The sequence below is a fragment of the Actinomadura sp. NTSP31 genome (assembly GCF_041951385.1).
GTDB classification, from domain to species: Bacteria; Actinomycetota; Actinomycetes; order Streptosporangiales; family Streptosporangiaceae; genus Spirillospora; species Spirillospora napierensis.
In genome coordinates, this window is the sequence record NZ_JBGNUT010000016.1 from 1 (window position 1) to 24,105 (window position 24,105).

Below are 24,105 nucleotides of genomic sequence, written 5' to 3' on the forward strand. Positions count from 1 at the left end.
CTCCAAAGTCAAGGGCGCCTTCGGCGTCGCTTCGCGATGGACTTCGTCCACCCTTGACTTTGGAGCCTCTGCGGCCCCTGAGGCAGCGCTTTAGGGGCAGGCTCCGCCTGCCCCGCCTGGTCGCGCCACCCCACCGCCCCCGAACCAGCGGACCAAGAGACGGGCGGGTGGGATGGAGGGGCTGACAGGGGTCCGTTTCTCCGGGCCTGCGTGGCTGAAGCCGAAGGTGCCGGAGGCAGGGTGACCAAGTAGCGTGCCCTGGGCCATTGCTGGGCTGGTGGATTTCGGGACGGTGTCGCACGCGTGGGACGTGGTTGGCTCCCCCTCCACCGGGGTGGGAACCGTCACAACGGAGGGGGAGCCATGCGGGTGAGCATGCCGGTTCCTGACTTGGCTCAAATTAGTGCGCACCGCGGTCGTGGATGCGGGTGAGGGCATCGCGGAGGTCGTCGGGTAGCGGGTCGACGGCGGTGAGGGTGTGCTCGCCGGCCTGGATGTTGATGGTGCGGTAGCGGCGGGTGGTGCGCACGAACTTCTTGATCGACCAGCCGGTGGTCTGCTCGATCCACCTGCTGACGGCCAGGGCGGCGAACACGACCGTCAGGTGTGCGTCGATCGACTCGCGCTTGTGGTGGTAGATCGGCCGCGCACGTAGGTCGTGTTTAGACGTTCGGAACGACTTCTCGATGTGGAACAGTCGGTGGTAGGCGTCGATCACGAACTCGGCGGTGACGTCCGGGAGGTTGGTGACGTAGCCTTTGAGGCCGGCAAGGGCGCGTGCCTTGGCTTCCAGGGTCCGGTTGACACTCTTGGTGGCGCCGGTGAGCTGGATGAACCGGTTGCGTTTGACCGCGGTCTTGCCGGCGACGGCCTGCTCGGCCTTGGCGACCTGTTCGTCGATGCCGTGCAGGGTGCGCCGAGCCCGGTCCGCCCGGTACTGGTAGTAGATGATCTGGTCGCGGCGCTGGTCCTTGGGGCCGGCAGGCCAGGGCTGGGTGAAGATGTGCCCGTCGGGGATCTGCTCATCCGGGTGCTCGTGGCGCCACGCCTGGACCACGTACGGCACGTCGGGTATCCGCGCGCCGAGGATGAACGACAACCCCGCGGCCTCGATGGCCTGCTGGTTGGCCGCAGAGATCATGCCAGCGTCGGCCAGGACCGTGACATCAGCCAGCTGGTGGGCATCCATGAACGCACGGATGGTCGGCAGCATCGTAGTGGTCTCGCCCCGGTTGCCCTCGAACGCGTTAGCCATCAACGGAAACCCGCTTGCGTCGGTGAGCAGCCCGATCGTGATCTGCGGCTCCAGGCGGCGTTCTTTGGAGAACCCGGGCTCACGGAACCCGTCCCCGGCATCGGTCTCGAAGTACAAGGTGGACACATCGTAGAGAACCAGTGACGCCGGCCCCAGATCAGCGGTGCGGGCGCACGCCGCGGCCAACTTCTGCCGCCAGGACTCTTTCGCGAACGCGGGCAGACGCCGCTTGAGGGTCGCGTACGCCGGCGGGTCGAAACCTGCCTCCTCGACCACCCGCAGACTGTCCAGCTTGCTGGTCGGCTCGACGATCCGTGCCAGCACCAGTAATCGGAACACCTCGTCACCACCAGCGGCCTCCTCGAACCCCAACAGCTGGTAGGCGTGGCCGAGCGCGTCCCACAGGTACCCCGTCCGCGACGACGTGATCGCAAGCGGCCCACCACCAGCACCACTGCCGGCCTGCAACGCCGCGAAGTCCGGGCCAAAGTCGAGCTCGGGCTGCCCCACAGCCAGACGCTGCCTCGCCACCGCCTTGAGCGCCTCCAACGCCGCATCGTCATGCGCCGAGCCGATGTGCTCGATGTCCCGCGACCCGCGACGCGAAGAGTGCACGATCTGCACCGCCCTGGCCCCCGACGCCGTCTTCACCGTGCGCACATACGCCACGAGAGACAGCCTAGAACCGGCCGCTTAGTGCGCAGATTTTCGCCGTTCACACGACGAAACCGCAGCTCAACAGCCAGCACCCTACCCAAGATCAGCGATCTTGAGCCAAAGTCAGGTAAGGTGACGGAATGGTCATGCGGGTGGCGGTTCCCGTGCTGCCGTGCCGAGATGTGCAGGCAGCGCGGTCGTACTTCACGGACGTGCTCGGATTCGACACCATATTCACCTGGGAGACCCCACCTAGCTACGCGGCCGTGATCCGCGACACCGCTGAGTTCCACCTGTACGCCGAAAGCAGCGTCGCCCCGGCCAGGGTGACGGTTGTCGTCGACGACGTCGATTCCTGCCACGACGAGCTGCGCGCCCGCGGCGCCGACATCGTCGAGCCACTGGCTGACCGGCCCTACGGGATGCGCGACTTCAACGTACGGACACCCGATGGGCACTTGTTGATCTTTAGCCAGCCGCTTACCGAGTACGGGTGACCATCAGCGGACCAGCCGGAAGAATGACCGGACCTCGTCGACGAACAACGCCGGCTGCTCGAACGCCGCGAAGTGGCCGCCCTTGCCGGGCTCGTTCCAGTACCGGATGTTCGGGAACCGGCGCTCCGCCCACCGCCGAGACGGGCGCTGCAGCTCCTTGGGGAAGACCGAACAGCCGGTGGGTACGGTCACCGGCGCGCCGGCCGACCCGGAGATCTATCCGTTGACCTGCCGGAGGCTTTCCCAGTACAGCCGGGCGGATGAGGCACCGATGCCGGGCAGCCAGTAGAGCATCAGGTTGTCGAGCAGCTCATCCCGGGTAATAACCCGATGCAGGTCGCCACCGGAGTCGGTCCACGACCAGAACTTCTCGACGATCCAGGCGCAGAGGGCGGCCGGCGAGTCGACCAGCCCGTAGCCGACCGTCTGCGGCCGGGTCGACTGCTGCGCCGAGTATCCGGAGCCCCATTCGTCCGCCTCCCGCAGTGTCGCGAGCGCCGCCCGCTCGGCACCGGTGAGGTCGTCCAACGTGGCCGGATCGGGCGGTGCGAGCGGCGGCATGAGATGGATGCCGACGACCCGATCGGGTTGCCGTTGACCGATGCTCGTGGCGATGCTGGTGCCCCAGTCGCTGCCCTGGGCGCCGAACCGCCGGTAGCCGAGCCGGGCCATCAGCTCGCACCACGCGTCGGATATCCGCTCGATCCCCCACCCCGGCGCGGCCGGCTTGTCGCTGAAGCCGTAACCGGGAAGCGATGGGCAGACCCCTAGAACCGGCCGCTTAGTGCGCAGATTTTCGCCGTTCACACGACGAAACCGCAGCTCAACAGCCAGCACCCTACCCAAGATCAGCGATCTTGAGCCAAGTCAGGTCACAACGGAGGGGGAGCCATGCGGGTGGGCATGCCGGTTCGCCCGAGATCCGGGTGGGATTCGGGCGAACCGGTGGCGTGAGGGTGGGGTGGGTTACGCGGCCCAGGTGGCGGTGGTGTCGGGCGGGCCGATCGTCCCCGGTGGCCCGCTACCCGTCCGGGGTCTGGATCTTGATCGGGCGCCCGGTGGTGGTAGCAGCCGGTACACGTATCGCCCGTCGGGGTCTTTGCTGATGCCGATCTGGTTCGGGCTGGTGTGTTTGAAGCGGTTGTGCCATCCGCAGGTCAGGGCGAGCTGGTCGATGTCGGTGGGGCTGTTTCCCAGGGCCCAGCCGTTGACGTGGTCGACCTCGCACAACGTCCCGGGGATCTCACACTCCCGCACCGCGCACGTCGGATATAGCGTCTCCAAGACCTGCCGCTGGGCAGCGCTGGCAAACCGCTCCCGGTACCCCAGGTACAGCGGCGTGTGCCCTCGCCCGAGGATCAGCGGCGAGACGCCTGCGGTGAGGGCGATGCGGCGGGCTTGGGCGGCAGGGATCGGTGTCCCGTCGGTCAGGCGGGCGGGGGCGTTGCCGCCGGTCAAGGTCTCCAGGTCGCAGATGACGGTGACCTTGGTGGCCTTGTGCCCACCGGACAGGACGCTGGACAGGGCGGCGGCGGTGCGTTCGCCAACGTCGCGGGTGTCCTCGGGCCCGGCCGGCTTGGCCAAGGGTGCGAGGGTGCCGTCCCAGATGGCGGCGTCTTCGGCGTTCAACCAGCCTTTGATGTAGCGGCCGCCGTCCAGCGATCCGGTACTGGTGATCCAGGATTTGGCATAGCCGCGCTTGACGTCCTCGCCAGGTGCGGCCTCGGTGCCGTCGCGTTCGGCGATGACGTCGCAGATGCGGCGGCCGAACACCCCCACCTTCGCGGCTGAGAAGCCTTGGTCGACGAAGCTCAGCAGGGTCGTTTCGGCTTCGGCGCAGTCGGTGTCCTCCAAGCGGGCCACACTCTGCGCGACCGTGGCCGCATACCCGTACGACAACTCCCCGGCGGCGAGGCGTTCGGCGACTTTCGGGAGGCGGTGCCGTTGGCGGGCCAGGACCAGGCGTTCGGTGGTGCGGTTCTCCCGCATGCCAAGCCGGGACCGTAGCCATGCCCGGGTGGAGGGGTATCCCCAGCGTTTCTGTTCACCGGTGGCATCGACCCGGCGAATGAAACCGGCCAGTGCGCTTTCCTGAATATCGCAGGCAGCGGCCAGAGTCTCGGTGAGTTCCAGACACGCCGCCGCCGACTCCGGGGCTTGGCGCTGGGCGAGTTCAGCAGCGATCGCCGAAACCGCGTCCACCAATTGCATGGTGGAGGCGCCCTCCAAGTCGACCGTCACTGATTGCATAGGTAAAGCATACCCTACGTGGCCGACAAATGTCGGCTCGACGGACCTTTATTTCGATGCTTCGAGAAAAAGTATGGCTAGGTATACCTGCGGGATACTGATCACCCTTTACGGGGCCCGGGGAACGCCATTTTGTGGGGATTTGCGAGCACGCGTACGTGGGTGGGTGGTGGGGTGGCGCGTCCGGGCGGGGCAGGCGGAGCCTGCCCGTTTGCGCTGCCTTAGGGGCCGCAGAGGCTCGAAAGTCAAGGGTGGACGAAGTCCATCGCGAAGCGACGCCGAAGGCGCCCTTGACTTTTGAGAGGCGGCCCCGTACGCAGCGCCACCCCACCACCCGAACACCCTTCTGACTAACAGACGAACACCCTTCCCACTAACGCACGAACACCCGATCAAAATCCCCACATCCATTTTCCAGGATGCAGCCGTGGTACCCGGATTCGGGCAGGCTCGCTGCCAGCAGATCGTCGGGCTCCAGGCGCCGGCAGCCGTTCGCACGGGTACCCGGCTCGGCACTCGGTTCGGCGTCCAGATGGCCGAACCACTCGTCGCACGCGTCGGGAGTCGCCTCGGTTGGCGATCCCGAGCGTGGCCATGAGCCCGAACGCGAGAAGTCCTGCTGTCGATCGGCTCGCCCCGAGGCGAATGTCATCGACCTCGAGCGGGTGCGCACGCTCAGCGGTCACGGCCGCATTTCGGCGGCGAGGTGGAAGGGGCCCATAGGGTGGTTTCGGTGGATGGTTCTGCTCGGAGGCCCAGCGCCTCCCCGCGGGATTCGCATGGCGGCGATGCTTGCAGCGCCGCGAACGGGAAGTCGGCTAGGGCCTGTCTGACAATGCCTAGCCGCATCGGCGGCGTCTATGAGGGCGGTGTGGGACGCGGTCTAGGACGCGCCGTCGCCGGCAGGCTGGCTGCGGTGCGGCTCCAGGCGATCGACTGCTTCCTCGCTCCATGCCCGGATGACTGATGCCTGCTCGGGGGTGAGTGAGTCGAGGAAGTGGCGGCGGATGTTGCCGCCGTGCACGAGGATCGCACTCTGGGCGGCGCGGCGCCCCCCGGCGGTCAGCCCGATCCCCGCGCGGCGACCATCGGCCCCGTACTGGGTGCGCTTGACGAAGCCGCGCTTTTCCATGCGCGTCAGCTGATGTGAGACGCGGCTCTTGTCCCAGTCGAGCGACTCGGAGAGCTCGCCGACACGCATCTCGCGGCCGGCGGCCTGCCACAGCGTCACCAGCACGCTGAACTCGGCCTTCGAGATGTCGCAGTCATGCTGTAGACCACGCTCCAGCTCTCTGGTGAGCAGGCGCTGCGCGCGCATCCAGGTATCCCAGAACTCCCACTCCTCGGGTTCCAGCGATCGAGTCTCCGTCATGTCGCCGAGAATAGCGCTACCAGCGGAGTTGTCGCATCAACTCGGCCGACGCTAGAGTTGACGTGACAACTCTCCTGGAAGGAAGACCATGGCACTTCGCATCGCAGTCATCCTCGGAAGCACCCGGCCCGGGCGCCGCGGCGAACAGATCGCCGCCTGGGCACTGGAGGCCGCCCATGCCCACGGTGGAGCCGACTACGAACTCATCGACCTCGCCGACCACGACCTCGGTAACCTCGACGAGCCCGGCAACCCGAACTTCCAGCAGTATCAGCACGACCACACCCGAGCCTGGGGCGCACTCATCGACGGCTTCGATGGCTACGTCTTCCTCGTCCCCGAGTACAACCACTCCTTCCCCGGAGCCCTGAAGAACGCCCTGGACTACCTCTACCGGGAGTGGAACGACAAGGCCGCCGGGATCATCAGCTACGGCGGCTGGGTCGCCGGGGCCCGGGCCGCCGAGGCGCTGCGGCTCGTCCTTGCCGAACTCCAGGTGGCCACGGTCCGCACCCAGCCCACCATCTCGACACACCCCTCGTTCCACACCGGCACCTTCGTTCCCCAGGAGGGCCTCGACACCGCCGTAGGTGACATGCTCGACCAGGTGATCGCTTGGTCCGGCGCCCTGCGCGGGGTGCGCCAGGCCAAGACGCAGACGCCCACGGCCGCATGAGGCCCAGTTCGCGACCGATCACGTGACAGGACGCGGCGAGCTGACGGATGCAGCATGGGAGGTGCTGAAGCCCCTGCTGCCGACTACCGCGGGACCAAGCCGTCCGTGGCGCGACCACCGGCAGGTAATCAACGATGGTTGCGAACAGGTGCTCCCTGGCGTGACCTGCCGGAGCGCCACGGGCCGTGGCAGACGGTTTATGAGCGGTTCGCCCGCTGGGAGCGGAACGGGACCTGGGCCCACTTCCTGGAGCAGATTCAGGCGCGGGACGACTCCGTCGGAGCGGTGGAATGGACGGTGTCGGTGGACTCCACCATCAACCGCTCTCACCAGCACGCGGTCGGCGCCCGGAAAAGGGGGCGGGTGCGAACGGCGGGCTGGAAGGTTCGGTACGCTCGGCGGCCGACCAGGCGCTGGGCCGCTCCCGCGGCGGGCTGACCACCAAAGTCCATCTCGCCTGCGACGGCCGGGGCCTGCCCCTGGCCGTCGTCCTCACCCCCGGCAACGTCAACGACTGCACCGTATTCAAAGCGGTGCCGGAATCTGTGCGGGTGCCTCGGGTAGGCGCCGGGCGGCCGCGGCAAAGACCCGGCACGGTCATCGCGGACGAGGCGTACTCATCAGGGGAGGTCCGACAGGGCCTGCGGCGCCGGGGCATCCGCGCAGTAATTCCGGAGCGGACCGACCAAAGGGGCCAATCGCCACCGCCACGGCAGAGCCGGTGGCAGACCACCGGCCTTCGACTCCGAGCGCTACAGAGCCCGCAACGTGGTCGAGCGCTGCTTCAGCCGCCTCAAGCAATTCCGAGCCATCGCAACGCGCTTCGACAAGCTCACAACCCGCTATCGGGCCGGACCCCACATCGCCTCGCTCATCCTTTGGCTCCGCCAACCCGCTCCACGAACGATTGCCAGACACGGCCTAGGGGCGGTGTGAAGACAGGCTCCGTTCGGGGGTGGCCTATGCCTTCGATGCGGGAAGGCATTCTGGTCGCGTAGTTGTCGGCGCCCGACGTCCATCCCGAGCGGAGTTCTTCGGGGCGGCGATGGCGAGGCGGCTCGGCAGGCGCCGGCGGCCGATCGCGGTGAGCGTCGCGTCGCTGCCCACCCATTCTGCGGTGATGCGATCGAGGGGAACGCGGTCGACATTGTCCGATGGAGGTGCGGCGGGCAGTGCGTCGGCGGCAAGGTTGTTCGTGTAGTGGCCGCCGCATTCTTCCGCAGACGGCGGGCGGGTGCGCGGACCGTGGCGGAACGTCCGGTGCTTCCGGCTTCCGGTCAGGTGTCATTCAGCGGGTGCAGCGTCACGCCTCACTCGGATGGCAGCCGGCGTCGAGGATCTCCGGAGAGTTCACCGGTTGGCGCGGTCGCGGATCGAGGCGACGCTGACGCCGCCGTCCGGGTGGCGGGCCAGTTTGCCGCGGTTGACCAGGTCCTGGACGCCCTGCCGGGTGATGCCGAGCATGGCGCCGGCGACCGAGCGGCTGACCGATTCGCGGCCGGGGTGGCCGATCAGCCGCAGGACGACGCGTCCGAACGGCGTCCCCCACCAGTCCGGCGGCGGGTCGAACGGGCCGGCCGCGGCCAGGAACCGCGCGGCGGCGGACCTGGCGAGGGCCTCGTCGGGGCCGAGCAGCCGGGTGGCCCAGACCTGCGCGTCGGCGTCCAGCCGGCGGCGGAGGGCGGCCAGCGGCTCGGCCCCGTCCAGCAGCGCGTCGAGCGGTGCGAGGAACCGCGCCTCGATCTCGGCGACGAGCTGCCGGTAGAGCGCCGTGTGGGTTTCGGTGGTGACGCCGCGTGTCCCGTCCAAGGGGGCCTCCCGTACGAGTCCGCCCAGTCTCAGCTGCTTGTCAGCAAGCGTCAAGTAGCTGAGACCGGCGGACCCGGACCAGGAGGGGTCACGAGGCGGCGGTGGCGGTGATGCGGGCGGTGGCGATCACGTGGGAGCCCATGGCGAAGGACGCCATGGCCGGGCCCGCGGTGGCGGGAACGCCCGCGTCCGGGACGTCCAGGGCCAGCACCGTGATCTCGTACTGGTGCGGCCCGTCGCCGGCGGGCGGGCAGGGGCCCAGGTAGGAGGCCGTTCCGGCGTCGTTGACGCCTGCGGCGGCATCCGCCGGGACGGCGGCGGCCGTGGCCGGCAGGTTCCGCACCGACCAGTGCCAGAAGCCGCTGCCGGTGGGGGCGTCGCGGTCGAACATGGTGACCGCGAAGCTCTTGGTGGCGGCGGGGGCGCCGGACCAGTGCAGCCGGGGCGGGACGTTGCCGCCCGTGCATCCGAAGGAGTCGGAGTAGGACGCGGCGGGGAACGTGCCGTGGGCCAGGTCGGGGCTGGTCACGCGGAAGTGGGCGGTGTGCTTGGGGACGCCCGAGCGGACCTTGTGGTAGCCGAAGTCAGGGCCCGCCTGCGCGGACGCGGCGGCGACGGACGCGGCGGTGATGGCGATGGTCAGTGCGGTGACGGTTCGTTTCCTCATGGCTCCGACGATCGCGCCGTCTCGCGGGCTGGTACAGGCCGTCCGCATCCTGGTACGCGGAGTGCCACCCTCGCCGCGCCCCGGATCGGCGATGCTAGGACCATGACGCCACGACGCGACGAGCTGGCGGCCTTCCTGCGGGCCGCGCGGGAACGGGTCCGCCCGGAGGACGTGGGGCTCGCCGGCCTGGGCCGCCGCCGCACGCCCGGGCTGCGCCGGCAGGAGGTGGCCGAGCTCGCGGCGGTCAGCGTCGACTGGTACGTCCGGCTGGAGCAGGGACGGGTCGGCACGCCCGGATCGGCGGTCCTGGACGGCATCGCCGCCGCGCTGCTGCTGTCACCGGCCGAGCGCGTCCATCTGCATCTGATCGCGCGCGGTGAGGCGCCGCCGCCGCAGTACGTCCCGGCGCCGCTCGGCGGGAGCCTGCGCGCCGTCCTGCACGGGATGCCGTTGCTGCCGGCCTACGTGGTGGACTTCCGGTTCGACGTCCTGGCCTGCAACGCGGCGGCGTCCGCCCTGTTCGGCCGGGAGTTCGGCCGCGGGCGGCTGGGCAACACCGCCCGCATGCTGTTCCTGGAGCCGGAGACGCGCGAGACCAACCTCGACTGGACGCAGTTCGCCGGCGAGATGGTCGGCAACCTGCGCGTCAACCAGGCCCGCCACCCGGACGACCCGCGGCTGGCCGAGCTGATCGCCGAGCTGCGGGCGGCCAGCCGCGAGTTCGCGGTGTGGTGGGACGACCAGCACGTCCACGAGCGGTCGCGGGGCGTCAAGCGGATCAGGCACGAGACGGCCGGGACGCTGACCGTCGCCTACGACATGCTGGCCGCGCTGGACGGCTCCGACCAGCGGCTCTTCGTCCTCACCCCGGCCGACGAGGCGAGCGAGCGCGCGTTGCGCGCGCTGGTGACGGCGCACGCCACCGCACTGGCCACCGCCGGCTAGCCGCACCCGCCGCGCGGCAGGACATTTGTCCCGGCCGAACATGCGAAGAACGGCTCTGCCGGCACCCCCGCTCCGAACGGCACGATCAAGGTGTCAGCAGGACATGGCACCCCAAGGAGCGGACATGCACGCCACCCTCACCCGTCAGCGGGCCACCGCCGAGCCGGCCCGGTCGAACGGGCTGGACGCGATCAAGCCGCTCCCCCTCTGGTTCTTCGCCTTCGAGGGCGTGCTGGGCGCGGCGTACGACATCTGCCACGTCTGGCATTTCGCGTGGGTCGTCCTCGTGGGGATCGCGGCGGTGAACGCGGTGATCGGCCTGACCGTGCTGCGCCGCCGGGTCAGGCTGGTCAAGGCGATGCTGAAGAACGGCCGCACCCGCAAGATCGCGGTCGGGCTGATCGCGCTGCGCGTCGGCCTGCACGTGGTGCTGGGCGCGATCGGCGCGGACGTGACCGGAACCGCCGCGCACCTGGCCCTCGCCACCGGAATGGCCGCGGCGACCGTGACGCTCCTCTGGTTCGACCAGCGCGTCACCTTCCGCGCCCTGGGCCTCGCCACCAACTGACCCGCGCCCCGGCCCGGATGAGCGGTGCGCACGTCGGCCCGAACGGGGTGCGGAAGGTGGTGACGATCATGACGAGATGGGCCGTACCGCGCGGCCGGTGCCCGGAACTCAGTGCTCACGCGGCTCGCGCCCGCGCCGGAACCCGAGGCGGACGAGCACGCAGGCGAGCGTTCCGCCCTCAATTGCCGGTGGTCGTTGCTCTCCTGCCGCCTACCCGGCCGCCTTCAGGGGCGGACAGGGGGGACGCCATGACGGTGATGACGAAGGCGGTGGTCAGGATGGAGCAGAGGCCGAGGGCGGCGATGGCGGGGTGCGGGTGGTTGACGAACGGGCCGGTCACCAGGAGGAGGAACGCCTCGTAGGCGGTGGCCCAGCCGCGGGTGCCCGGGCGGCGGGCGCGGAACTCGGCGGCGAGCGCGACGGCCGTGGCGGCCAGCGCGAACGGGTAGACGGCAAGGAACATCATCGCGATGCCCACGCGGGCCTCGGCGCCGGTCGCCGCCTCCCCGAAGGCGACCATCGCCAGCCCGGCGGAGACGAGCAGCGCCGCCTGCGCCCACAGGACGGCGCGCGCCGCGGGGACCAGGCGGCGGCCGAGGGCGGTGGTTCGTTCGCTCATGCCGGACACGGTGCCGCACACCGACGTCCCGGCGCATGGGCGCGGATACTCAGTTACCGCCGAGTAGCAACCCGCGTCAGGAGCCCAGGATGGCGACGAGCACGGCAGCCTGGCTGTGCTCGACGTCCTTGGTGGCGGTGAGGAGCGTGAGCGGGCCGGGATCGGCGTCGTCGCGCAGGCGGGCCAGGGCCGCCGCGCGGTCGGGGTCCTTCAACTCGGCGTCGTAGCGGCGCCGGAACTCCTCGAACCTGTCCACGTCGTGCCCGTACCATTTGCGCAGCTCGGTGGACGGGGCGACGTCCTTCTCCCACCGGTCGAGACGGGCCTTGTCCTTGGACAGGCCGCGCGGCCACACCCGGTCCACGAGGATCCGCTCGCCGTCGCCGTCCGAGGCGTCGTCGTAGACGCGGCGCACTCTCACATCACGTCCCATGCGGCCCTTCCTACCCCCGCAGGGCCGGTCATCCGCGGTCGGTCCGGGCGCGCCGGCGCTCGGCCGCCCGGCGTTCGAGCCGCCGCGCCTCCGCCTCGTCCAGATGGGAGCGCAGCTCGGCGCGGACCCCGGCGGTGAAGTCGTACGTCGCGTCCGGGCCGGCGACGCGGTGCAGGAGCCCGCCCAGCAGCACCTCCGCGAGCTGCTGATCGCCCACGCCGGCGGTGTCCGCCCCGACCATCCGCATGACGTCCAGCGTCAGCGGCACCGCGGACAGCCGGACGGCGAGCCGGAACGCCGGCGGGGACGCCGCCGCCCGGAACCGGCCGACCCGGTCGCGCGCCGAGCCCGGCTCGGCGGCCGGCCCGGTGGGCGGGACGCGGCGCGGGGCCGCCCCGGTGAACAGCGCGATGCCCTCCCGTCCGGCGCCGGTGCGGCCGGTGACCAGCCGGACCCACCAGGTGATCCAGGAGGTCTGGAGCCGGATGACGGGGACGGGGACGCCCGGCGGCACCGGCTCGCCGGACGCCGTCGCGACGCTGAGCCGGTCGTTGGCGGCGGCGATGCTCGGTGCCCGCGTCGAGAACCGGACCCGGACCAGCTCGGGTCCGCAGCGGTGCCACAGGCGTTCGGACAGCGGCTGCACGACGGCGACGGGCCCGCCGCTCCCCCAGCGCTCCAGCAGCCCCGCCATCGACCCGTCGTGCCAGGCCCGTCCGACGCAGTCGCTCAGCACGAGCACGATCCCCCGGCGGGAGGCGCCCAGCGGGTCCGCGATGCCGAGGCGCGCCCCGGACCCGGCGCTGCGCAGCACGAGGTCGCCGTCGGTGTCGAGGTGCCGGACGCGCACGTCGCGGAAGCTCGCCGAGCGTCGCAGCAGCTCGGTCACGTCCCTGATCCACGTATGCCAGACGACCATCGAGGCACCGTCGTCGACGACGAGGGCGGCGTCGAGGCCGCGTCCCGCGGTCGGGCGCAGCACGGGCAAGAACAGCTGCTCCTCCGCCGAGGCGAGCGCCGTCGCCTCCTCGTCCAGGACGGCATCCCTGCGGGACGTGCCCCTGCGGGCGAGCGGCCGCAGGGCGTTGACCAGGGTGGAGGCGCTGAGGTCCACGCTGGAGGCGCGGGGCGGCGGCAGGGCGTTGACCAGGGCGGGGGCGCTGAGACCCGGCCCCTGCGCGCGCGGCGGCGGCCCTTCGGACGGTCCCTTGGCGGCCTCCAGCGGACGCGCCGGCAGGTGCCCGGCGAGCCAGACGACCTCCGCGACCGCCCGCGCGTCGAGGGGGCCGCCGGTCTCCTCCAGCAGGGCGAGCAGCCGGTCGAGCGTCACGGGCGGCCGTCCCGCGCGTCCCGCAGGAGCAGGTCGACCAGCCGCGCGCGCTGCTGCGTCTCGCGGACCCCGTGGGAGGTCAGGTAGATGGCGTTGAGCAGCTGGTCGACGGCGACGTCGCCGTGCTCGCCGCGCTCGAGGAACCGCTGGACGACGTCCTCGGCGCCGGCCGCCGCGTCCGTCCCGAGATGCGCCGCGACGATCGAGGAGAGCCGCGCCCGGTCCGGCCTGGCGATCTCCAGCCGCACGCAGCGGCGGACGAAGTCGGGCGGGAAGTCGTGGTCCCCGTTGCTCGTGATCACCACGATGGGGAACTCCCGGCAGCGGACGAGGCCGCCGCGCAGCACCGCGCGGCCGCCCGGGTCGTCGGTCATGACCTCGACCGACGGCAGCCGCGCCGCCACCCGCGCCAGCTCCGGGACCATGAAGGCGCCGTCCTCCATCAGCGGCAGCAGGTCGCCCGGCAGGTCGAGGTCGCCCTTGTCGAGCCCGTCGACCAGCAGCACCCGCGGCATCGGGCCGGGCAGCAGCGCCGTGCCGACCGGGCCGAGCCGGATGTAGCCGCCGATGTCGCTCGCCGGGTTCCCCGGCGGGCCGGCCTCCGGTGCGCCGACCTCTTGGGGGCCCGCGGGCGGCGGCAGGTTGGCGTCCTGCGCGCGGCCCAGCGCGTCGTACTCGTACAGCGCCCGCGCGAGCGTCGAGCGGCTGTTGACCGGCCAGTACAGGACGCGGCCGAGCCGCAGCTCGTGGGCGATCGCGTACGCGAGCGTGGACTTGCCGGTACCGGGCGCGCCCGTGACCAGCAGCGGCCGGCGCAGCAGCAGCGCCGCGTTGACGATCTCCACGGTCTCGGCGGGCGTCCGGTACGACCGCGGGTTCCCGAACCGCCGCGAGCCCTCGTGCACCTCGGACCCGCGCGGCGGCTGCGAGTAGTCGGGGCCGCGCCCGCCGAACGTGCGCCAGGGAGGCGGCGGCGGGAGGCGCCTGATGCCGGCGTGCGGCTCGCCCGTCCCCTGGTAGATCAGCCAGCCGTCGTCGGGTCCCGTCATGGCCACCTCATCGCTCCGGGTGCGCGGTGTCGATCCCAGCCTGTTCCTCACAACGGTGCCCGAAGGGCGGGGAACCCGCCAGGGAACCGGCCGGGATCGTCCCACAGCAGCCCGTATCCGGCCGCGTCGCCGGCGGACGTCCGCCACCGATGGAGGATCCGGGGCAGCAGGGACGGATCGGTGATCCGAAGAAGAGGCGGATCCGCGTTCCCCGGTCCGCCGGGATCCCGCCTTTCCCGCCGCCAGAGCACGGCGGCGATCCCCGCGTTCACCAGGGCGTCGAACGGCCGCGGCGGGAAATCGAGCATCAGCAGGTCGGGAGGGTCGGCCATCAGCTGCTCCCATCCCCGCGGCGTGACCACGTTCGACACCGACGGGCCGGATTGCAGCCCTTCCCAGTGGCGCCGCCACCGGTCGTGCAGCGCCGCGTCGGAGGAGTGGATCCGCTCGTAGCTGCGGACGACGACCGGCGCCACGCTGCCGAGTGGTTCCGGGCCGATCGTCCACTCCTCTACCGGGAGGTCGAGCATCCGGTTGGGCAGGATGAACTCGATCATCATCTCGGACCCGTCCACCCGGCCGCGGAACTCGTCCAACGGCTCCGCGAGCGATTCCGGGATGTCGCGGAGCGGCATGGCCTGGTCGTCCATGCGCAGGGGCACCGGATGGTCGCCCTGCTCCTGCGCCCAGACCGTGACGAGGTAGCCGTCGTCGTCGACCCCGCTGGGCTGGAGTTGCACGGTCAGGAAGTGCGCCACGCCCGGCCGCGCCGACGTCCGGTCCGGGACCTGGCGCGTGAGGTCGGGCAGGACGGATTCCTTCTCGGGTTCGTCCTGCGGCGCGGGCGGCGCCACGGTGACCTTCAGCTCGTCGGTGCGGGCGATGATCCCGCGCGGGGTGAGCAGGCTGAGCCACAGGGCGCCGGGGCCGGCGTGCTCGTCGGCGACGGCGGCGAAGCGGACCGGGCCGTACGTCCCGCCGAACCGGTGCAGGACCAGGGTGGACTCGCCGATCGTCTCCACGGCGATGCCCGGCCCGCCGTCGAGCAGGAACGTGAAGGAGAACTCCTCCTCCTCGTACGGCCAGCCGCCGTCGCCGGCGAGCCGCAGGTCGGCCTCGACCAGGTAGGTGGTGCCGGGCGTCATCCGCCGGGGCCAGCGGACGACCGGCTCGACCTCCAGTCCCAGGGTCGTCGCCGCCATGTCACCCGCCTCCGCCGTACAAGGCGATGGTCGTGTCCGGGCCGCCGAAGTACAAGTACATGAAGGCGCTCACGAACGGCAGCAGTTCCTTGCTCCGCGGGCGGTCGGCGACCGGCGGCAGGTCCGTCACGGCGATCGTCCGGCGGTAGTCGCGCAGCGCGGTCGCGACGCCGAGGCCCGACGGCCCGCCCATGCCGGCGAGCAGGTGCGCGGCGACCCGGTGCGCCTCGTCCTCCAGGACGGCCCCCGCCGTGCCCAGGAACCCGGCCGCGCCGGACCGCAGGAACACCTCGGCGAACCCGCGCGTGGTGGCGTCGTTGTACTCCGGGTCGTCGATGAGCCGGCCCGAATGGCAGGCGTTGACGAACACCAGCCCGCCGCCGTCCGCGACGCGCGGGAAGGTCCGCCAGTCGACCTCGCCGACGGCCAGGTCGCCGAGCGTGAAGTCGAACCCCGTGCTCCCGTACTCGCCGTGGCAGGCGATGTAGACCAGGGCCGGTCCGGGGCCGGGCGTCTCCAGATGGGAGATCAGCTCCCAGAGGGTCGGCGACAGCGGATGCGCGGCCAGCAGGTCGCGGTCGCGGCTCATCTCGTCGGCGACGTAGCCCGCGACGCTCCCCCGGCGGTCGGCGGACGCGTACGGGAGCGGGCCGCCGGGCGCGTGGACGGTCGTCCAGCGGGTGACGACGGCCAGCGCCCCCAGCCACGCGCCGCGCCCGCCGGCTCCGGCCCGGTCGACCCAGAGCAGCTCCCACGGGATCTCGAACCCGCTGTCGTCCCAGATGATCAGCCGCAGGGCGTCGCCGTGCCGGTCCCGGAGGCGGTGGATCCAGCCGAGCAGCTCGTACTTGCTCCTGGACCAGCTGCGCATCCGGTTCAGGCTGCGGGCCGGCGACTCCCCGCCGGACTCCCCCGAGATCAGCGTGCCGAGCGCGATGCGCGGCGGGCGGCCGTGCCGCTCGTTGCGCGTCGGCGGCAGGTCCTCGCCGCAGCAGCAGAAGCCCACCAGCTCGAAGACCGGGTCGCCGGCGCCGTCCAGCCGGGCGCGCTGGACGGTCAGCTCGGCGGTCGCCTCCGGCAGGGACGCGTGCACGTCCACCGGCCCCGCGCCGAGGCCGCGCGGTTCCTCGCCCGGCTGCTCCGGTTCGGGCTCCCCGGAGCCGGGCGAGGCGGGCGGGGGGCTCGGAGGCGGCACCCGCGCTGGCAGGAGCCCGGGCAGTCGCCACCGCGAGGGGTTCACCATTCCGGCTCCCCCGCCGGCCCGGTGTCCCGCGGGTCGCCGGCGGACCGCAGTTCGGCGCCGAGCGCCTCGGCGAGCCGGGCGGTCAGGAACCGCTGCGGCCGGGGACCGGGGTCGAGGACGACGCTGCGCACCCCCGGCAGCCTCCGGATGCGGGCGGCCACGGCGAGCGCGTCGTCCACGCCCTGTGTGGAGACGGGCGGGACGAGCCGCCCGGTCCGGCTCGCGGACAGCGGGACGTTGCCGCGGCCGTCCGTCGCGACGAGGAGCACCGCGTCGGCGGCGGGCAGTTCGCGGCGCAATAGCCGCTCGGCGAGCAGGAGGCCGTGCGCCAGCGGGGTCGCGCGTCCCGGCGGGCGGTCCAGCGCGTCCGCGACCCGCGGGTCCAGGAGGTTGCGGGTGGTGAGCAGGCGGGCGCGCAGCTCGTCGCCGCCCGTCCCGACCTCGATCAGGCCGACCGCCGCCCGCGCGGTGTACATCCAGTGCAGGTAGGGGGCGAGCGCGTCGGGCCAGTCCGCGCCGGCGGTGTGGTCGAGCAGCAGCACGGCCATGAGGGGCGGCCGGGCGGCACGGCGGTGCGCGCGCAGGTCGGCCGCCGCGAGGTGCAGCGGATGCGGCGGGCGCGCGGCGTGGTGGCCCGGGCAGCGGACGGCCTGGAAGCGGGCGGCGGCGAGCAGCGTCGGCACGATGGCGAGGTCGTGCAGGTCCGTGGCGCGGACGGTGCCGATGGACGGGCCGCGGGTGTCGCGGCGGCCCCGGCCCGGCGCGAGCGGGGCGCGCAGCGGCAGCCGTTCGGCGTCGCCGGGCCCGTCGTCCGGCCGGGCGCGGGCCGTCCCGCCGGTCGCGCCGGGGGACGCGCCCGCGAGCGGCGCGGGTTCGGTGACGGCCGGGTCCAGGGCCTCGGCCGTCGCCGGGATCACGGCGCCGGCGGGTTCGGTGACGAGCCGCGGCGGCCCGTCGCCCGCGGCGTCCGCCGTCCCGGCCGGTTCGACCGGGTCCGCCGGACCGGCCGCGGCGCCGGAGCCGGGTCCGGGTCCGGTGAGGAGCCCGAGAAGCCGTGCCGCCTCGTCGACGTCGGCCGGGGTGGCTGCGCCCGCGCCGCGGAGCGCCGCGATCGCCCGGGCGGTCCGGGCGAGGGCGAGGTCGGTGCGGGCGCCCGCGTCCGGGCCGGCGAGCTCGACGGCCCGTGCGGCCGCGTCCTCCGGCAGGGCCGGGACGGGGAGACCTGCGGGCGGCCGGTGGATCGGCACGCCGCGCGCCCCGTCGGCCAGCCCGGCGGCGTCGATCCGGAGCGGGAACCGGTCGAGCAGGTGCGGCGGCAGCCGGGCCGCGTCCGCCCGCGCGCAGGCGGCGAGCCACCGGGTCCGCGGGCGCCACGCGACGCTCAGCCCGTGCCGTTCCACGTGCGCGACGTCGGCGCCGAGCGCGCTCACCGCCGCCCGCCGGCCGGCGAGGCTGAGGCGGGCCAGGTCGGGTACGGCCGCGACGGCGGGACGGTCGGCGGCGAGGCGGCCGGGGACGATCCGGAGCCCGTCGCGGGTCGCGTCCACGGCGGTCCACAACCCGTCGTCGGTGGTGGCCGCGCCGAGCACGACGAGCGGGCCGAACCCGTCGGCGAACCGGCGGGCGACCTCCACGAGCGTCCGGGGCGGCATGCCGAGGAACAGCACCCCGGACAGCCGGTCGTCGGCGGCCGCGCAGGACAGCGCCGTCCCCACCCGCTCCGACGCCGCGCCGGTCACGGTCAGGCCTGCGCGGCGAGCGCGGCCAGCCGCCGCGCGTCCTCGCCGGTCCAGCCGATGCCGTCCCCGTGGGCGGCGTCGGGCCTGCGGTGCGGCAGCGCGTACGGCGCGGCCTCCGCGACGTCGGCGGCGGTGACCTCCCGGCGGCCGTCGAGGGCGGCGAGGGCCATCGCGGCGCGCGCCGTCACCGCCTCGGCGCGGTGGCCGACGGCGCCGAACGCCTCGGCGACCCGCGCGCACAGCGCGGCCATCGCGGGCGGGAATTCGACGCCGGGCCAGGCGTCGCGCGCGGCCGCCAGCCGGTCCATCAGCCGCCGGTCGCGGGCGCGGCCCTCCTCCAGCCACGGCGAGCCGCCGTCCGCGGCGGCCCGCGCGCACTCGCGCTCGAACCTCAGCACGGTGAGCAGGATCTCCTGCCGCTCCGCCGCGCCGTGCTCCGCCGTCACCGGCACGACCATCCCGAACCGGTCGAGGAGCTGCGGCCGCAGCCCGCCCTCCTCGGGGTTCATGGTGCCGACGAGGGTGAACGACACCGGGACGTCCGGCAGGTCCAGCCCCTCGCGCTGGACGACCAGGACACCGGTCGACGCCACGTCCAGGATGATGTCGACGACGTGGTCGTCCAGCAGGTTCACCTCGTCGACGTAGAGCAGCCCGCCGTTCGCCTGTTCCAGCAGGCCCGGCTGCCGCTCCGGCGCGCCGCGCATCAGCGCGTCGACGTCCCAGCCGCCGAGCACCCGGTCGTCGGTGGCGTTGATCGGCAGCGTCACCGGCAGCGCGCCGCCGTGCGCCATCCGGGAGAACGCGCGGACCGTCGTGGACTTCGCGGTGCCGCGCTCCCCGGTGATGAGCAGCCCGCCGATCGACGGCGCCACGAAGCACAGCTCCAGCGCCCGCAGCAGCGGACGCTGCCCCACGATGCGGCTGTACGGGAGGATCTCGATGGTCATTCGGGGTCCGCGCCGCCGCCGCGCAGGCCGGTCCAGCGCATGACGACCTGGAGCTGCGCGCCGCCGGCGAGTTCGACGATCTTCGCGCCGGCCTTGGCGTCCAGCTTCACCGCGAGCTGCATCTCCAGCTCGTCCGGCCGGGCGTCGGTCATCGCCTCCAGCCGCGCGTGCATCGCCTCGGCGCACGACTCGACCAGGTCGAGCGCCTCGGCGAACAGCGGCCGGCTCAGCTTGATCACCTTTTCGGCGAGCCCGCCGCGGGTGGCGTCCCCGTAGATCTCCGCCAGGTCGGCGCCGGCCACCTCGTCGGCGGACTCGTCCACCTCGATGAGGATGCGCGCTCCACCCGCACCGTTGTCCACCGAAACGACGGCCATCCGGCCCCCTCCCGCCGCGCGACGACGCTCCCGGAAACGCGCGGGAGCCGAGCCCATCGGCTCCATCGTCGCGAACGGGGCCGCCGCGGCGCAACGAGAGCGGCGGAAAAGCCCGGCACCGGCCAGCCGGGCGGGGGGCGGGCCGGGGGTCAGTCGAAATGGAACGCGTGGTGCTCGGCGGCGGTCCGGCGCGCGAACTCGCCGGCCAGCGCGCGGCCGAGGACGTCGTCGTCGGGGCGGTGCCGCTCCAGGTACTCCAGGGCCTCGGCCAGCTCCCCGGTGGTGAGGCGGCGGAGCGGTTTGCCGGTCCAGTGCGGGTGCGGGGCGTTCGGCGGGCCGGGGCGCGGGGCGGGCGGGCGCGTGCTCACGGGATCGGGGCCTTTCGGTTGCGACCGCGCGGCGGCCGGTGCGGAATGGTCGGTTCGAATAGGATCGGCGGGTGCATTGGTGGAGCCAGCAAGCGTGCGACGCGGCGGCCGAGGCGCAGGCCGCGGACCCGTCGCCGGCGAATCTCATGGCGGCCGCCCAGGTGCAGGCGATGATCTCGATGGCGGAGGCGCTGCACCGCATCGCCGCGGTTCTGGAAGAGCGCGACGAAAGGGCGCCGTCCGCCGTCCGGCCGAAATAGCCCGGGCAATGAAATACCGGTGTGCCCCGGGCGGGGGCACACCGGTCTTCACCGCGGGTCAGACATCGCTGAACGATTTGCGTTCGGTCCGGCCGTTCGCGTGCGAGGCGAGCCGCGAGGTCTTGCCGAGCGGCGGGCGCGGCGGCGGGACCGTCGCGGGCTCGGCCGGATGGTCCGGCTCGGCGGCGACCGGGGCGAGCCGCTCGTCGTCGGCCGGGACGGCCCGGGTCTCCTCGTGCGGGCGGTCCCGCAGCCGGCGGGCGGCCTGCCGCAGCGCCCGCTCGCCGACCAGCCGGGTCAGCTCGAGCCCCCAGCAGTCCAGCTTGTCGGCGTCGGTGAGGTCGTCGCGGGCGCTCAGCTCGGCGGCGAGGCCGCCGAGCCGCTGCGCCTCGGCCAGGTCGAACTCGCGCATGAGGTGGCAGCACAGCTCGGCGAGCGCGGCGTGGTCGCGCTCGAAGGACAGCTCCGCGAGGTCGTTGTGGGAGAGCCGGCTGAGGGCGCGCTTGCGCTCCAGCTCGCCGTCGGCGATCCGCAGGATCCCGTTGAGCAGCGCGACCGGCCCGGTGCCGGTCGCGGTCGTCTGCGCCGGGGCGAACGACATGCGCAGGACGGCGGCCGAGCCGAGCCCCGCGGCGATGACCCGCACGACCAGCAGCGCGTTCGGCGGCATCGTGTAGGGCAGCCCGAACCGCCAGCCGGCCGCGGTGACCGCGATCAGCGCGACCACGGACGCGCCGGTGTTGACCAGGGCGAACAGCAGCCCGCCCGGGGACAGCAGCGCCGCGACGGGCTTGTCGCGGTAGCGGGCGATGAGTTCGGCGACTCCGATCGCGCCGCCGATCAGGGCGGCGAGGAACATCTCGATGATCATGACCTTCGTCTCTATGCGCTGCGGGCGTTCATGCGGCCGAACGGGTACTCCTCGGTCCGGCCCCGGCGGGACAGCAGGGCGGGCCGCTGCCGGGCGGCCAGTTCCGCCCGCTCGACCTCGAGGAAGACCAGCAGCCATTCCGCGGGACCCGCCGCGAGGCCGCTGTGCGAGCGCATCGCCTGCTCGCGCGCGCCGAGAAAGGTGAGCAGCCAGCCGGTGGGGCCGGCGGCCGTGGAGGTTCGAATTCGGGAATCCATGCCGGAGACCATTCCGCAGCGTGCCGCGGAAGTCGACCTCCGACGCGTCAAGTTTTCCGCGCCGCGCCGGGGAAAAGGGTCATCGCGACAGTCCGCCGGAACCGTCACAGGGGCCGCACCGAATCTTCTCGCCATTGCCGGGGAATCCGATTCCATTTGACCGATGATTTGGATTACTTTGCCAAGAGTTCCGGTTCGGCCGGCGCAGGGAGATCGCCCTTTCAGCTCCAAGCCGTCAGGCGGCCGGGGTCAGGCGGCGGGCTCAGGCGGCGGGGGTCAGGTCCTCGTCGCGGGAGACCAGCGCGGTGTACGGGCCGCCGGCGGCGAGCAGCTCGGCGTGCGTGCCGCGCTCGGCGACGCGGCCGTGGTCGAGGACGACGATCTGGTCGGCGTCGCGGACGGTCGACAGCCGGTGCGCGATGGTGATGGTGGTGCGCCCCTCGGCGAGCGCGTCGATGGCCTGCTGGACGGCGTGCTCGGTCTGGGTGTCGAGGGCGCTGGTCGCCTCGTCCAGGACGAGGATCGGCGGGTTGCGCAGGATCGTCCGGGCGATGGCGAGGCGCTGCTTCTCGCCGCCGGAGAACCGGTAGCCGCGCTCGCCGACGACGGTGTCGTAGCCGTCCGGCAGCCCGGCGATGTGGTCGTGGATCTGCGCGGCGCGGGCCGCTGCGTGCAGTTCGGCGTCGGTCGCGTCGGGCTTGGCGAACCGCAGGTTGTCGGCGACGGACGCGTGGAACAGGTAGGTCTCCTGGGAGACGACGCCCACCGCGGCGGACAGGTCGGCGAACGACAGGTCGCGCACGTCCACGCCGTCGACGGTGACGCGTCCGGACGTGGCGTCGTACAGCCGCGGCACGAGGTAGCTGAGGGTGGTCTTGCCGGATCCGGTCTCGCCGACGACGGCGAGCGACGACCCGGCGGGAACGTCCAGGTCGATGCCGGTGAGCGCCTCCGCGCCGGGCTCGTAGGAGAAGCCGACGTGCTCGAAGCGGACGTGGCCGCGGGCGCGGGGCAGCGGGTGCGGCGCGGCGGGCTCCTCCAGGCCGGGTTCGAGGTCGAGGTACTCGAAGATCCGCCCGAACAGCGACATCGAGCTCTGCACGTCCACCGAGGTCTGGAGCAGCTGGACGGTCGGCCGGAACAGGCCGGTCTGCAGGGTCGTGAACGCGACGAGGGTGCCGATCGACACCAGCGGGTGGCCCTGCGAGACGGTGAGGCCGGCGGCCCAGTAGGTGAGGGCGGGCATCGCCGCCATGACGATCTGGATGGTCGACTGCCGCCACCGTCCCGCCATGCTCGCGCTGATCTCCAGGTCGGCGAGGTCGCGGGACTCGCCGGCGAACCGGTCGGTGAGCGCGGGCGAGCGGCCCATGGTGCGGCCGAGCAGGATGCCGCTGACCGACAGCGACTCCTCGACGATGGCCGACATCGCGGCGAGCTGCCGCTGCCGCCGCGCGGTGATCCTGCGGCGCTCGTTGCCGACGCGGCGGCTGATCCACACGAAGAACGGCAGCGTGACCATCGTGACGAGGGTGAGCCGCCAGTCGAGGGCGAGCATCGCGATGGCGGTCGCGGTGACGGCGGTGAAGTTGGAGACCAGCGAGGTGACGGTGCTGGTGACGGTGGACTGCATGCCGCCGATGTCGTTGGCGATCCGCGACTGGACCTCGCCGGTGCGGGTCCGGGTGAAGAACGCCAGCGGCATCCGCTGCAGGTGCGCGTACACGGCGGTGCGCAGGTCGTGCATGACGCGCTGGCCGACGCCGGTGGAGATGTAGGTCTGCAGGACGGAGAACACGCTGGTCGCGACGGAGATGGCGATCATGCCGAGGGCGAGGGCGGACAGCAGCCCGGTGCGGCCCTGCGGGAGCGCGACGTCCAGGATGTGGCGCAGCATGAACGGCGAGGCCAGCGAGACGAGCGCGGACAGGCCGACGAGCAGCGCGACGGCGGCGAGCCGGGCGCGGTAGGGGACGAACAGGCGCAGGATGCGCCGGCGGTCGAAATCCTTGAGGGGGCTGGTGGTGGGCTTGGCGGCGGGGTTCGCGGTGGGGTCCTTCGCCATGGGCGGCTCCTTCGTTCCGGGGTTCCTCAGCCTAACTGAGCCTAGCTCATAATTATTCCGGCACAACTATGAGTTAAGCTCGGCGGCATGGAGAACGATCTGGCCGACCTGTTCCTCCGGGCGGCCAAGCGGATACGCCGGCACCAGGTCGAACGGCTCGCCCCGCTCGGCCTCACCCCCGCCCAGTCCCGGGCCCTGCGCGTCATCGTCGGCACCGAAGGGCCGCTGCGGATGACCGACCTCGCCCGGCGCCTCGACATCGTCCCCCGCTCCGCCACCACGCTGGTGGACGCCCTGGAGGCCGACGGCCTCGTCACCCGCGAGCCGGACCCGGCCAACCGCCGGTCCCTGCTCGTCCGGCCGACCGGCAGGGGACGCGACGTCCGCGCGGCGATCGCGGGGACCCGGCGGGAGGCGGCGCGCGAGGTGCTCTCCCCGCTGTCGGACGAGCAGCGCGAAACCCTGCGCGAACTGCTCACCGTCATCGACAGTGCCGCCGGCGGCGCCGCCGGAAGGCCGCGGAGGCTGTCAGGGAGCTGACAATCGGGGCGGCCGGAACCATCCCGTCCCACCTAGCGCCGGGGCGCCGCCGGGCGCAACCTGGAAGGCCCAGTGGCTTCCGGGTCGCGAGTTCCAGGAGGGTGCC

General features: G+C 72.6%; 26 protein-coding genes and 1 pseudogene. 7 read left to right on the forward strand and 20 right to left on the reverse strand.

Annotation, left to right across the window (positions count from 1 at the left end):
- Positions 1 to 400: 400 nt before the first annotated feature.
- Positions 401 to 1,879, reverse strand: coding sequence for an IS1634 family transposase (locus tag ACA514_RS25875; protein ID WP_375044025.1), 1,479 nt, complete (start codon positions 1,877 to 1,879; stop codon positions 401 to 403).
- Between the two features lie 173 nt (positions 1,880 to 2,052).
- On the opposite strand from ACA514_RS25875, the gene ACA514_RS25880 reads away from it, so the two are divergent.
- The gene (locus tag ACA514_RS25880) at positions 2,053 to 2,409 is read left to right on the forward strand and encodes a VOC family protein (RefSeq protein WP_375043819.1); all 357 of its coding nucleotides are present in this window, start codon (positions 2,053 to 2,055) and stop codon (positions 2,407 to 2,409) included.
- A gap of 3 nt (positions 2,410 to 2,412) precedes the next feature.
- Here the strand turns inward: ACA514_RS25880 and ACA514_RS25885 are convergent, their stop codons facing one another.
- The 4 genes from ACA514_RS25885 to ACA514_RS25900 all read right to left on the reverse strand — a co-directional run bounded on the left by ACA514_RS25885 (position 2,413) and on the right by ACA514_RS25900 (position 6,031).
- On the reverse strand, positions 2,413 to 2,601 hold the full coding sequence (locus ACA514_RS25885; RefSeq protein ID WP_207709950.1) for an alpha/beta fold hydrolase: 189 nt from the start codon (positions 2,599 to 2,601) through the stop codon (positions 2,413 to 2,415).
- Positions 2,602 to 2,625: 24 nt separating this feature from the next.
- Entirely contained in the window at positions 2,626 to 3,246 is a 621-nt protein-coding gene (locus ACA514_RS25890) for an alpha/beta fold hydrolase (protein WP_375043820.1), read from the reverse strand.
- A 129-nt stretch (positions 3,247 to 3,375) separates the two neighbouring features.
- A complete protein-coding gene (locus ACA514_RS25895; protein ID WP_375043821.1) occupies positions 3,376 to 4,638 on the reverse strand; it encodes a DUF222 domain-containing protein in 1,263 nt (420 codons plus the stop codon).
- 904 nt (positions 4,639 to 5,542) lie between these two features.
- Positions 5,543 to 6,031, reverse strand: coding sequence for a MarR family winged helix-turn-helix transcriptional regulator (locus ACA514_RS25900; protein ID WP_375043822.1), 489 nt, complete (start codon positions 6,029 to 6,031; stop codon positions 5,543 to 5,545).
- 88 nt (positions 6,032 to 6,119) lie between these two features.
- On the opposite strand from ACA514_RS25900, the gene ACA514_RS25905 reads away from it, so the two are divergent.
- A complete protein-coding gene (locus tag ACA514_RS25905) occupies positions 6,120 to 6,707 on the forward strand; it encodes an NADPH-dependent FMN reductase (RefSeq protein WP_375043823.1) in 588 nt (195 codons plus the stop codon).
- Positions 6,708 to 6,729: 22 nt separating this feature from the next.
- Positions 6,730 to 7,643 (forward strand): annotated as a pseudogene (locus ACA514_RS25910) (IS5 family transposase).
- A gap of 414 nt (positions 7,644 to 8,057) precedes the next feature.
- On the opposite strand, the gene ACA514_RS25915 reads toward ACA514_RS25910, so the two are convergent.
- Together ACA514_RS25915 and ACA514_RS25920 are read right to left on the reverse strand one after the other, a co-directional pair.
- Positions 8,058 to 8,516 carry a hypothetical protein gene (locus ACA514_RS25915; protein ID WP_375043824.1) on the reverse strand — a complete coding sequence of 153 codons (459 nt, stop codon included), beginning with the start codon at positions 8,514 to 8,516 and terminating at the stop codon, positions 8,058 to 8,060.
- A gap of 88 nt (positions 8,517 to 8,604) precedes the next feature.
- Entirely contained in the window at positions 8,605 to 9,183 is a 579-nt protein-coding gene (locus ACA514_RS25920; protein WP_375043825.1) for a YbhB/YbcL family Raf kinase inhibitor-like protein, read from the reverse strand.
- Between the two features lie 102 nt (positions 9,184 to 9,285).
- Between ACA514_RS25920 and ACA514_RS25925 the strand changes: the two genes are divergently transcribed.
- Together ACA514_RS25925 and ACA514_RS25930 are read left to right on the forward strand one after the other, a co-directional pair.
- Complete coding sequence (locus tag ACA514_RS25925; protein ID WP_375043826.1) at positions 9,286 to 10,128, forward strand: helix-turn-helix transcriptional regulator; 843 nt, start codon at positions 9,286 to 9,288, stop codon at positions 10,126 to 10,128.
- 124 nt (positions 10,129 to 10,252) lie between these two features.
- On the forward strand, positions 10,253 to 10,696 hold the full coding sequence (locus ACA514_RS25930; protein ID WP_375043827.1) for a hypothetical protein: 444 nt from the start codon (positions 10,253 to 10,255) through the stop codon (positions 10,694 to 10,696).
- Positions 10,697 to 10,874: 178 nt separating this feature from the next.
- Here ACA514_RS25930 and ACA514_RS25935 read toward each other — a convergent pair whose 3' ends face one another.
- From ACA514_RS25935 to ACA514_RS25980, 10 genes are all read right to left on the reverse strand, one after another.
- On the reverse strand, positions 10,875 to 11,315 hold the full coding sequence (locus ACA514_RS25935; protein WP_375043828.1) for a hypothetical protein: 441 nt from the start codon (positions 11,313 to 11,315) through the stop codon (positions 10,875 to 10,877).
- Positions 11,316 to 11,391: 76 nt separating this feature from the next.
- On the reverse strand, positions 11,392 to 11,748 hold the full coding sequence (locus tag ACA514_RS25940; RefSeq protein WP_375043829.1) for a DUF488 domain-containing protein: 357 nt from the start codon (positions 11,746 to 11,748) through the stop codon (positions 11,392 to 11,394).
- Positions 11,749 to 11,776: 28 nt separating this feature from the next.
- Positions 11,777 to 13,078, reverse strand: coding sequence for an SAV_2336 N-terminal domain-related protein (locus tag ACA514_RS25945; RefSeq protein ID WP_375043830.1), 1,302 nt, complete (start codon positions 13,076 to 13,078; stop codon positions 11,777 to 11,779).
- Positions 13,075 to 14,127: a MoxR family ATPase gene (locus ACA514_RS25950; RefSeq protein ID WP_375043831.1), complete on the reverse strand. Its 1,053-nt coding sequence runs from the start codon at positions 14,125 to 14,127 to the stop codon at positions 13,075 to 13,077. The genes ACA514_RS25945 and ACA514_RS25950 overlap by 4 nt, the downstream gene beginning before the upstream one ends.
- A gap of 47 nt (positions 14,128 to 14,174) precedes the next feature.
- Entirely contained in the window at positions 14,175 to 15,329 is a 1,155-nt protein-coding gene (locus ACA514_RS25955) for a hypothetical protein (protein ID WP_375043832.1), read from the reverse strand.
- Position 15,330: 1 nt separating this feature from the next.
- The gene (locus ACA514_RS25960) at positions 15,331 to 16,572 is read right to left on the reverse strand and encodes a hypothetical protein (RefSeq protein ID WP_375043833.1); all 1,242 of its coding nucleotides are present in this window, start codon (positions 16,570 to 16,572) and stop codon (positions 15,331 to 15,333) included.
- Positions 16,566 to 18,311 carry a hypothetical protein gene (locus ACA514_RS25965; RefSeq protein WP_375043834.1) on the reverse strand — a complete coding sequence of 582 codons (1,746 nt, stop codon included), beginning with the start codon at positions 18,309 to 18,311 and terminating at the stop codon, positions 16,566 to 16,568. Before ACA514_RS25965 ends, ACA514_RS25960 begins: the two co-directional genes overlap by 7 nt.
- A 2-nt stretch (positions 18,312 to 18,313) precedes the next feature.
- Positions 18,314 to 19,261, reverse strand: coding sequence for an ATP-binding protein (locus tag ACA514_RS25970; RefSeq protein WP_375043835.1), 948 nt, complete (start codon positions 19,259 to 19,261; stop codon positions 18,314 to 18,316).
- Positions 19,258 to 19,638: a CU044_2847 family protein gene (locus ACA514_RS25975; protein ID WP_375043836.1), complete on the reverse strand. Its 381-nt coding sequence runs from the start codon at positions 19,636 to 19,638 to the stop codon at positions 19,258 to 19,260. The genes ACA514_RS25970 and ACA514_RS25975 overlap by 4 nt, the downstream gene beginning before the upstream one ends.
- Positions 19,639 to 19,787: 149 nt before the next feature.
- Positions 19,788 to 20,006, reverse strand: a complete 219-nt coding sequence (locus ACA514_RS25980; protein ID WP_375043837.1) for a hypothetical protein — start codon at positions 20,004 to 20,006, stop codon at positions 19,788 to 19,790.
- Between the two features lie 71 nt (positions 20,007 to 20,077).
- Between ACA514_RS25980 and ACA514_RS25985 the strand changes: the two genes are divergently transcribed.
- Entirely contained in the window at positions 20,078 to 20,266 is a 189-nt protein-coding gene (locus ACA514_RS25985; protein ID WP_375043838.1) for a hypothetical protein, read from the forward strand.
- 58 nt (positions 20,267 to 20,324) lie between these two features.
- Here the strand turns inward: ACA514_RS25985 and ACA514_RS25990 are convergent, their stop codons facing one another.
- The 3 genes from ACA514_RS25990 to ACA514_RS26000 all read right to left on the reverse strand — a co-directional run bounded on the left by ACA514_RS25990 (position 20,325) and on the right by ACA514_RS26000 (position 23,459).
- Positions 20,325 to 21,137: a hypothetical protein gene (locus tag ACA514_RS25990; RefSeq protein ID WP_375043839.1), complete on the reverse strand. Its 813-nt coding sequence runs from the start codon at positions 21,135 to 21,137 to the stop codon at positions 20,325 to 20,327.
- An 11-nt stretch (positions 21,138 to 21,148) separates the two neighbouring features.
- On the reverse strand, positions 21,149 to 21,394 hold the full coding sequence (locus tag ACA514_RS25995; RefSeq protein WP_375043840.1) for a hypothetical protein: 246 nt from the start codon (positions 21,392 to 21,394) through the stop codon (positions 21,149 to 21,151).
- A 262-nt stretch (positions 21,395 to 21,656) separates the two neighbouring features.
- On the reverse strand, positions 21,657 to 23,459 hold the full coding sequence (locus tag ACA514_RS26000) for an ABC transporter ATP-binding protein (RefSeq protein ID WP_375043841.1): 1,803 nt from the start codon (positions 23,457 to 23,459) through the stop codon (positions 21,657 to 21,659).
- A gap of 87 nt (positions 23,460 to 23,546) precedes the next feature.
- On the opposite strand from ACA514_RS26000, the gene ACA514_RS26005 reads away from it, so the two are divergent.
- Positions 23,547 to 23,999 (forward strand): MarR family winged helix-turn-helix transcriptional regulator, encoded by a 453-nt coding sequence (locus ACA514_RS26005; RefSeq protein ID WP_375043842.1) that lies wholly within the window; start codon positions 23,547 to 23,549, stop codon positions 23,997 to 23,999.
- Positions 24,000 to 24,105: the final 106 nt, after the last annotated feature.

What these genes read in the sequence shown, in the direction of transcription:
- ACA514_RS25880 (WP_375043819.1), top strand. Translation starts at nt 2,053, where the DNA reads ATGGTCATGCGGGTGGCGGTTCCCGTGCTGCCGTGCCGAGATGTGCAG.
- ACA514_RS25900 (WP_375043822.1), bottom strand. Translation starts at nt 6,031, where the DNA reads ATGACGGAGACTCGATCGCTGGAACCCGAGGAGTGGGAGTTCTGGGAT.
- ACA514_RS25905 (WP_375043823.1), top strand. Translation starts at nt 6,120, where the DNA reads ATGGCACTTCGCATCGCAGTCATCCTCGGAAGCACCCGGCCCGGGCGC.
- ACA514_RS25920 (WP_375043825.1), bottom strand. Translation starts at nt 9,183, where the DNA reads ATGAGGAAACGAACCGTCACCGCACTGACCATCGCCATCACCGCCGCG.
- ACA514_RS25925 (WP_375043826.1), top strand. Translation starts at nt 9,286, where the DNA reads ATGACGCCACGACGCGACGAGCTGGCGGCCTTCCTGCGGGCCGCGCGG.
- ACA514_RS25930 (WP_375043827.1), top strand. Translation starts at nt 10,253, where the DNA reads ATGCACGCCACCCTCACCCGTCAGCGGGCCACCGCCGAGCCGGCCCGG.
- ACA514_RS25935 (WP_375043828.1), bottom strand. Translation starts at nt 11,315, where the DNA reads ATGAGCGAACGAACCACCGCCCTCGGCCGCCGCCTGGTCCCCGCGGCG.
- ACA514_RS25940 (WP_375043829.1), bottom strand. Translation starts at nt 11,748, where the DNA reads ATGGGACGTGATGTGAGAGTGCGCCGCGTCTACGACGACGCCTCGGAC.
- ACA514_RS25950 (WP_375043831.1), bottom strand. Translation starts at nt 14,127, where the DNA reads ATGACGGGACCCGACGACGGCTGGCTGATCTACCAGGGGACGGGCGAG.
- ACA514_RS25955 (WP_375043832.1), bottom strand. Translation starts at nt 15,329, where the DNA reads ATGGCGGCGACGACCCTGGGACTGGAGGTCGAGCCGGTCGTCCGCTGG.
- ACA514_RS25960 (WP_375043833.1), bottom strand. Translation starts at nt 16,572, where the DNA reads ATGGTGAACCCCTCGCGGTGGCGACTGCCCGGGCTCCTGCCAGCGCGG.
- ACA514_RS25970 (WP_375043835.1), bottom strand. Translation starts at nt 19,261, where the DNA reads ATGACCATCGAGATCCTCCCGTACAGCCGCATCGTGGGGCAGCGTCCG.
- ACA514_RS25975 (WP_375043836.1), bottom strand. Translation starts at nt 19,638, where the DNA reads ATGGCCGTCGTTTCGGTGGACAACGGTGCGGGTGGAGCGCGCATCCTC.
- ACA514_RS25990 (WP_375043839.1), bottom strand. Translation starts at nt 21,137, where the DNA reads ATGATCATCGAGATGTTCCTCGCCGCCCTGATCGGCGGCGCGATCGGA.
- ACA514_RS25995 (WP_375043840.1), bottom strand. Translation starts at nt 21,394, where the DNA reads ATGGATTCCCGAATTCGAACCTCCACGGCCGCCGGCCCCACCGGCTGG.
- ACA514_RS26000 (WP_375043841.1), bottom strand. Translation starts at nt 23,459, where the DNA reads ATGGCGAAGGACCCCACCGCGAACCCCGCCGCCAAGCCCACCACCAGC.
- ACA514_RS26005 (WP_375043842.1), top strand. Translation starts at nt 23,547, where the DNA reads ATGGAGAACGATCTGGCCGACCTGTTCCTCCGGGCGGCCAAGCGGATA.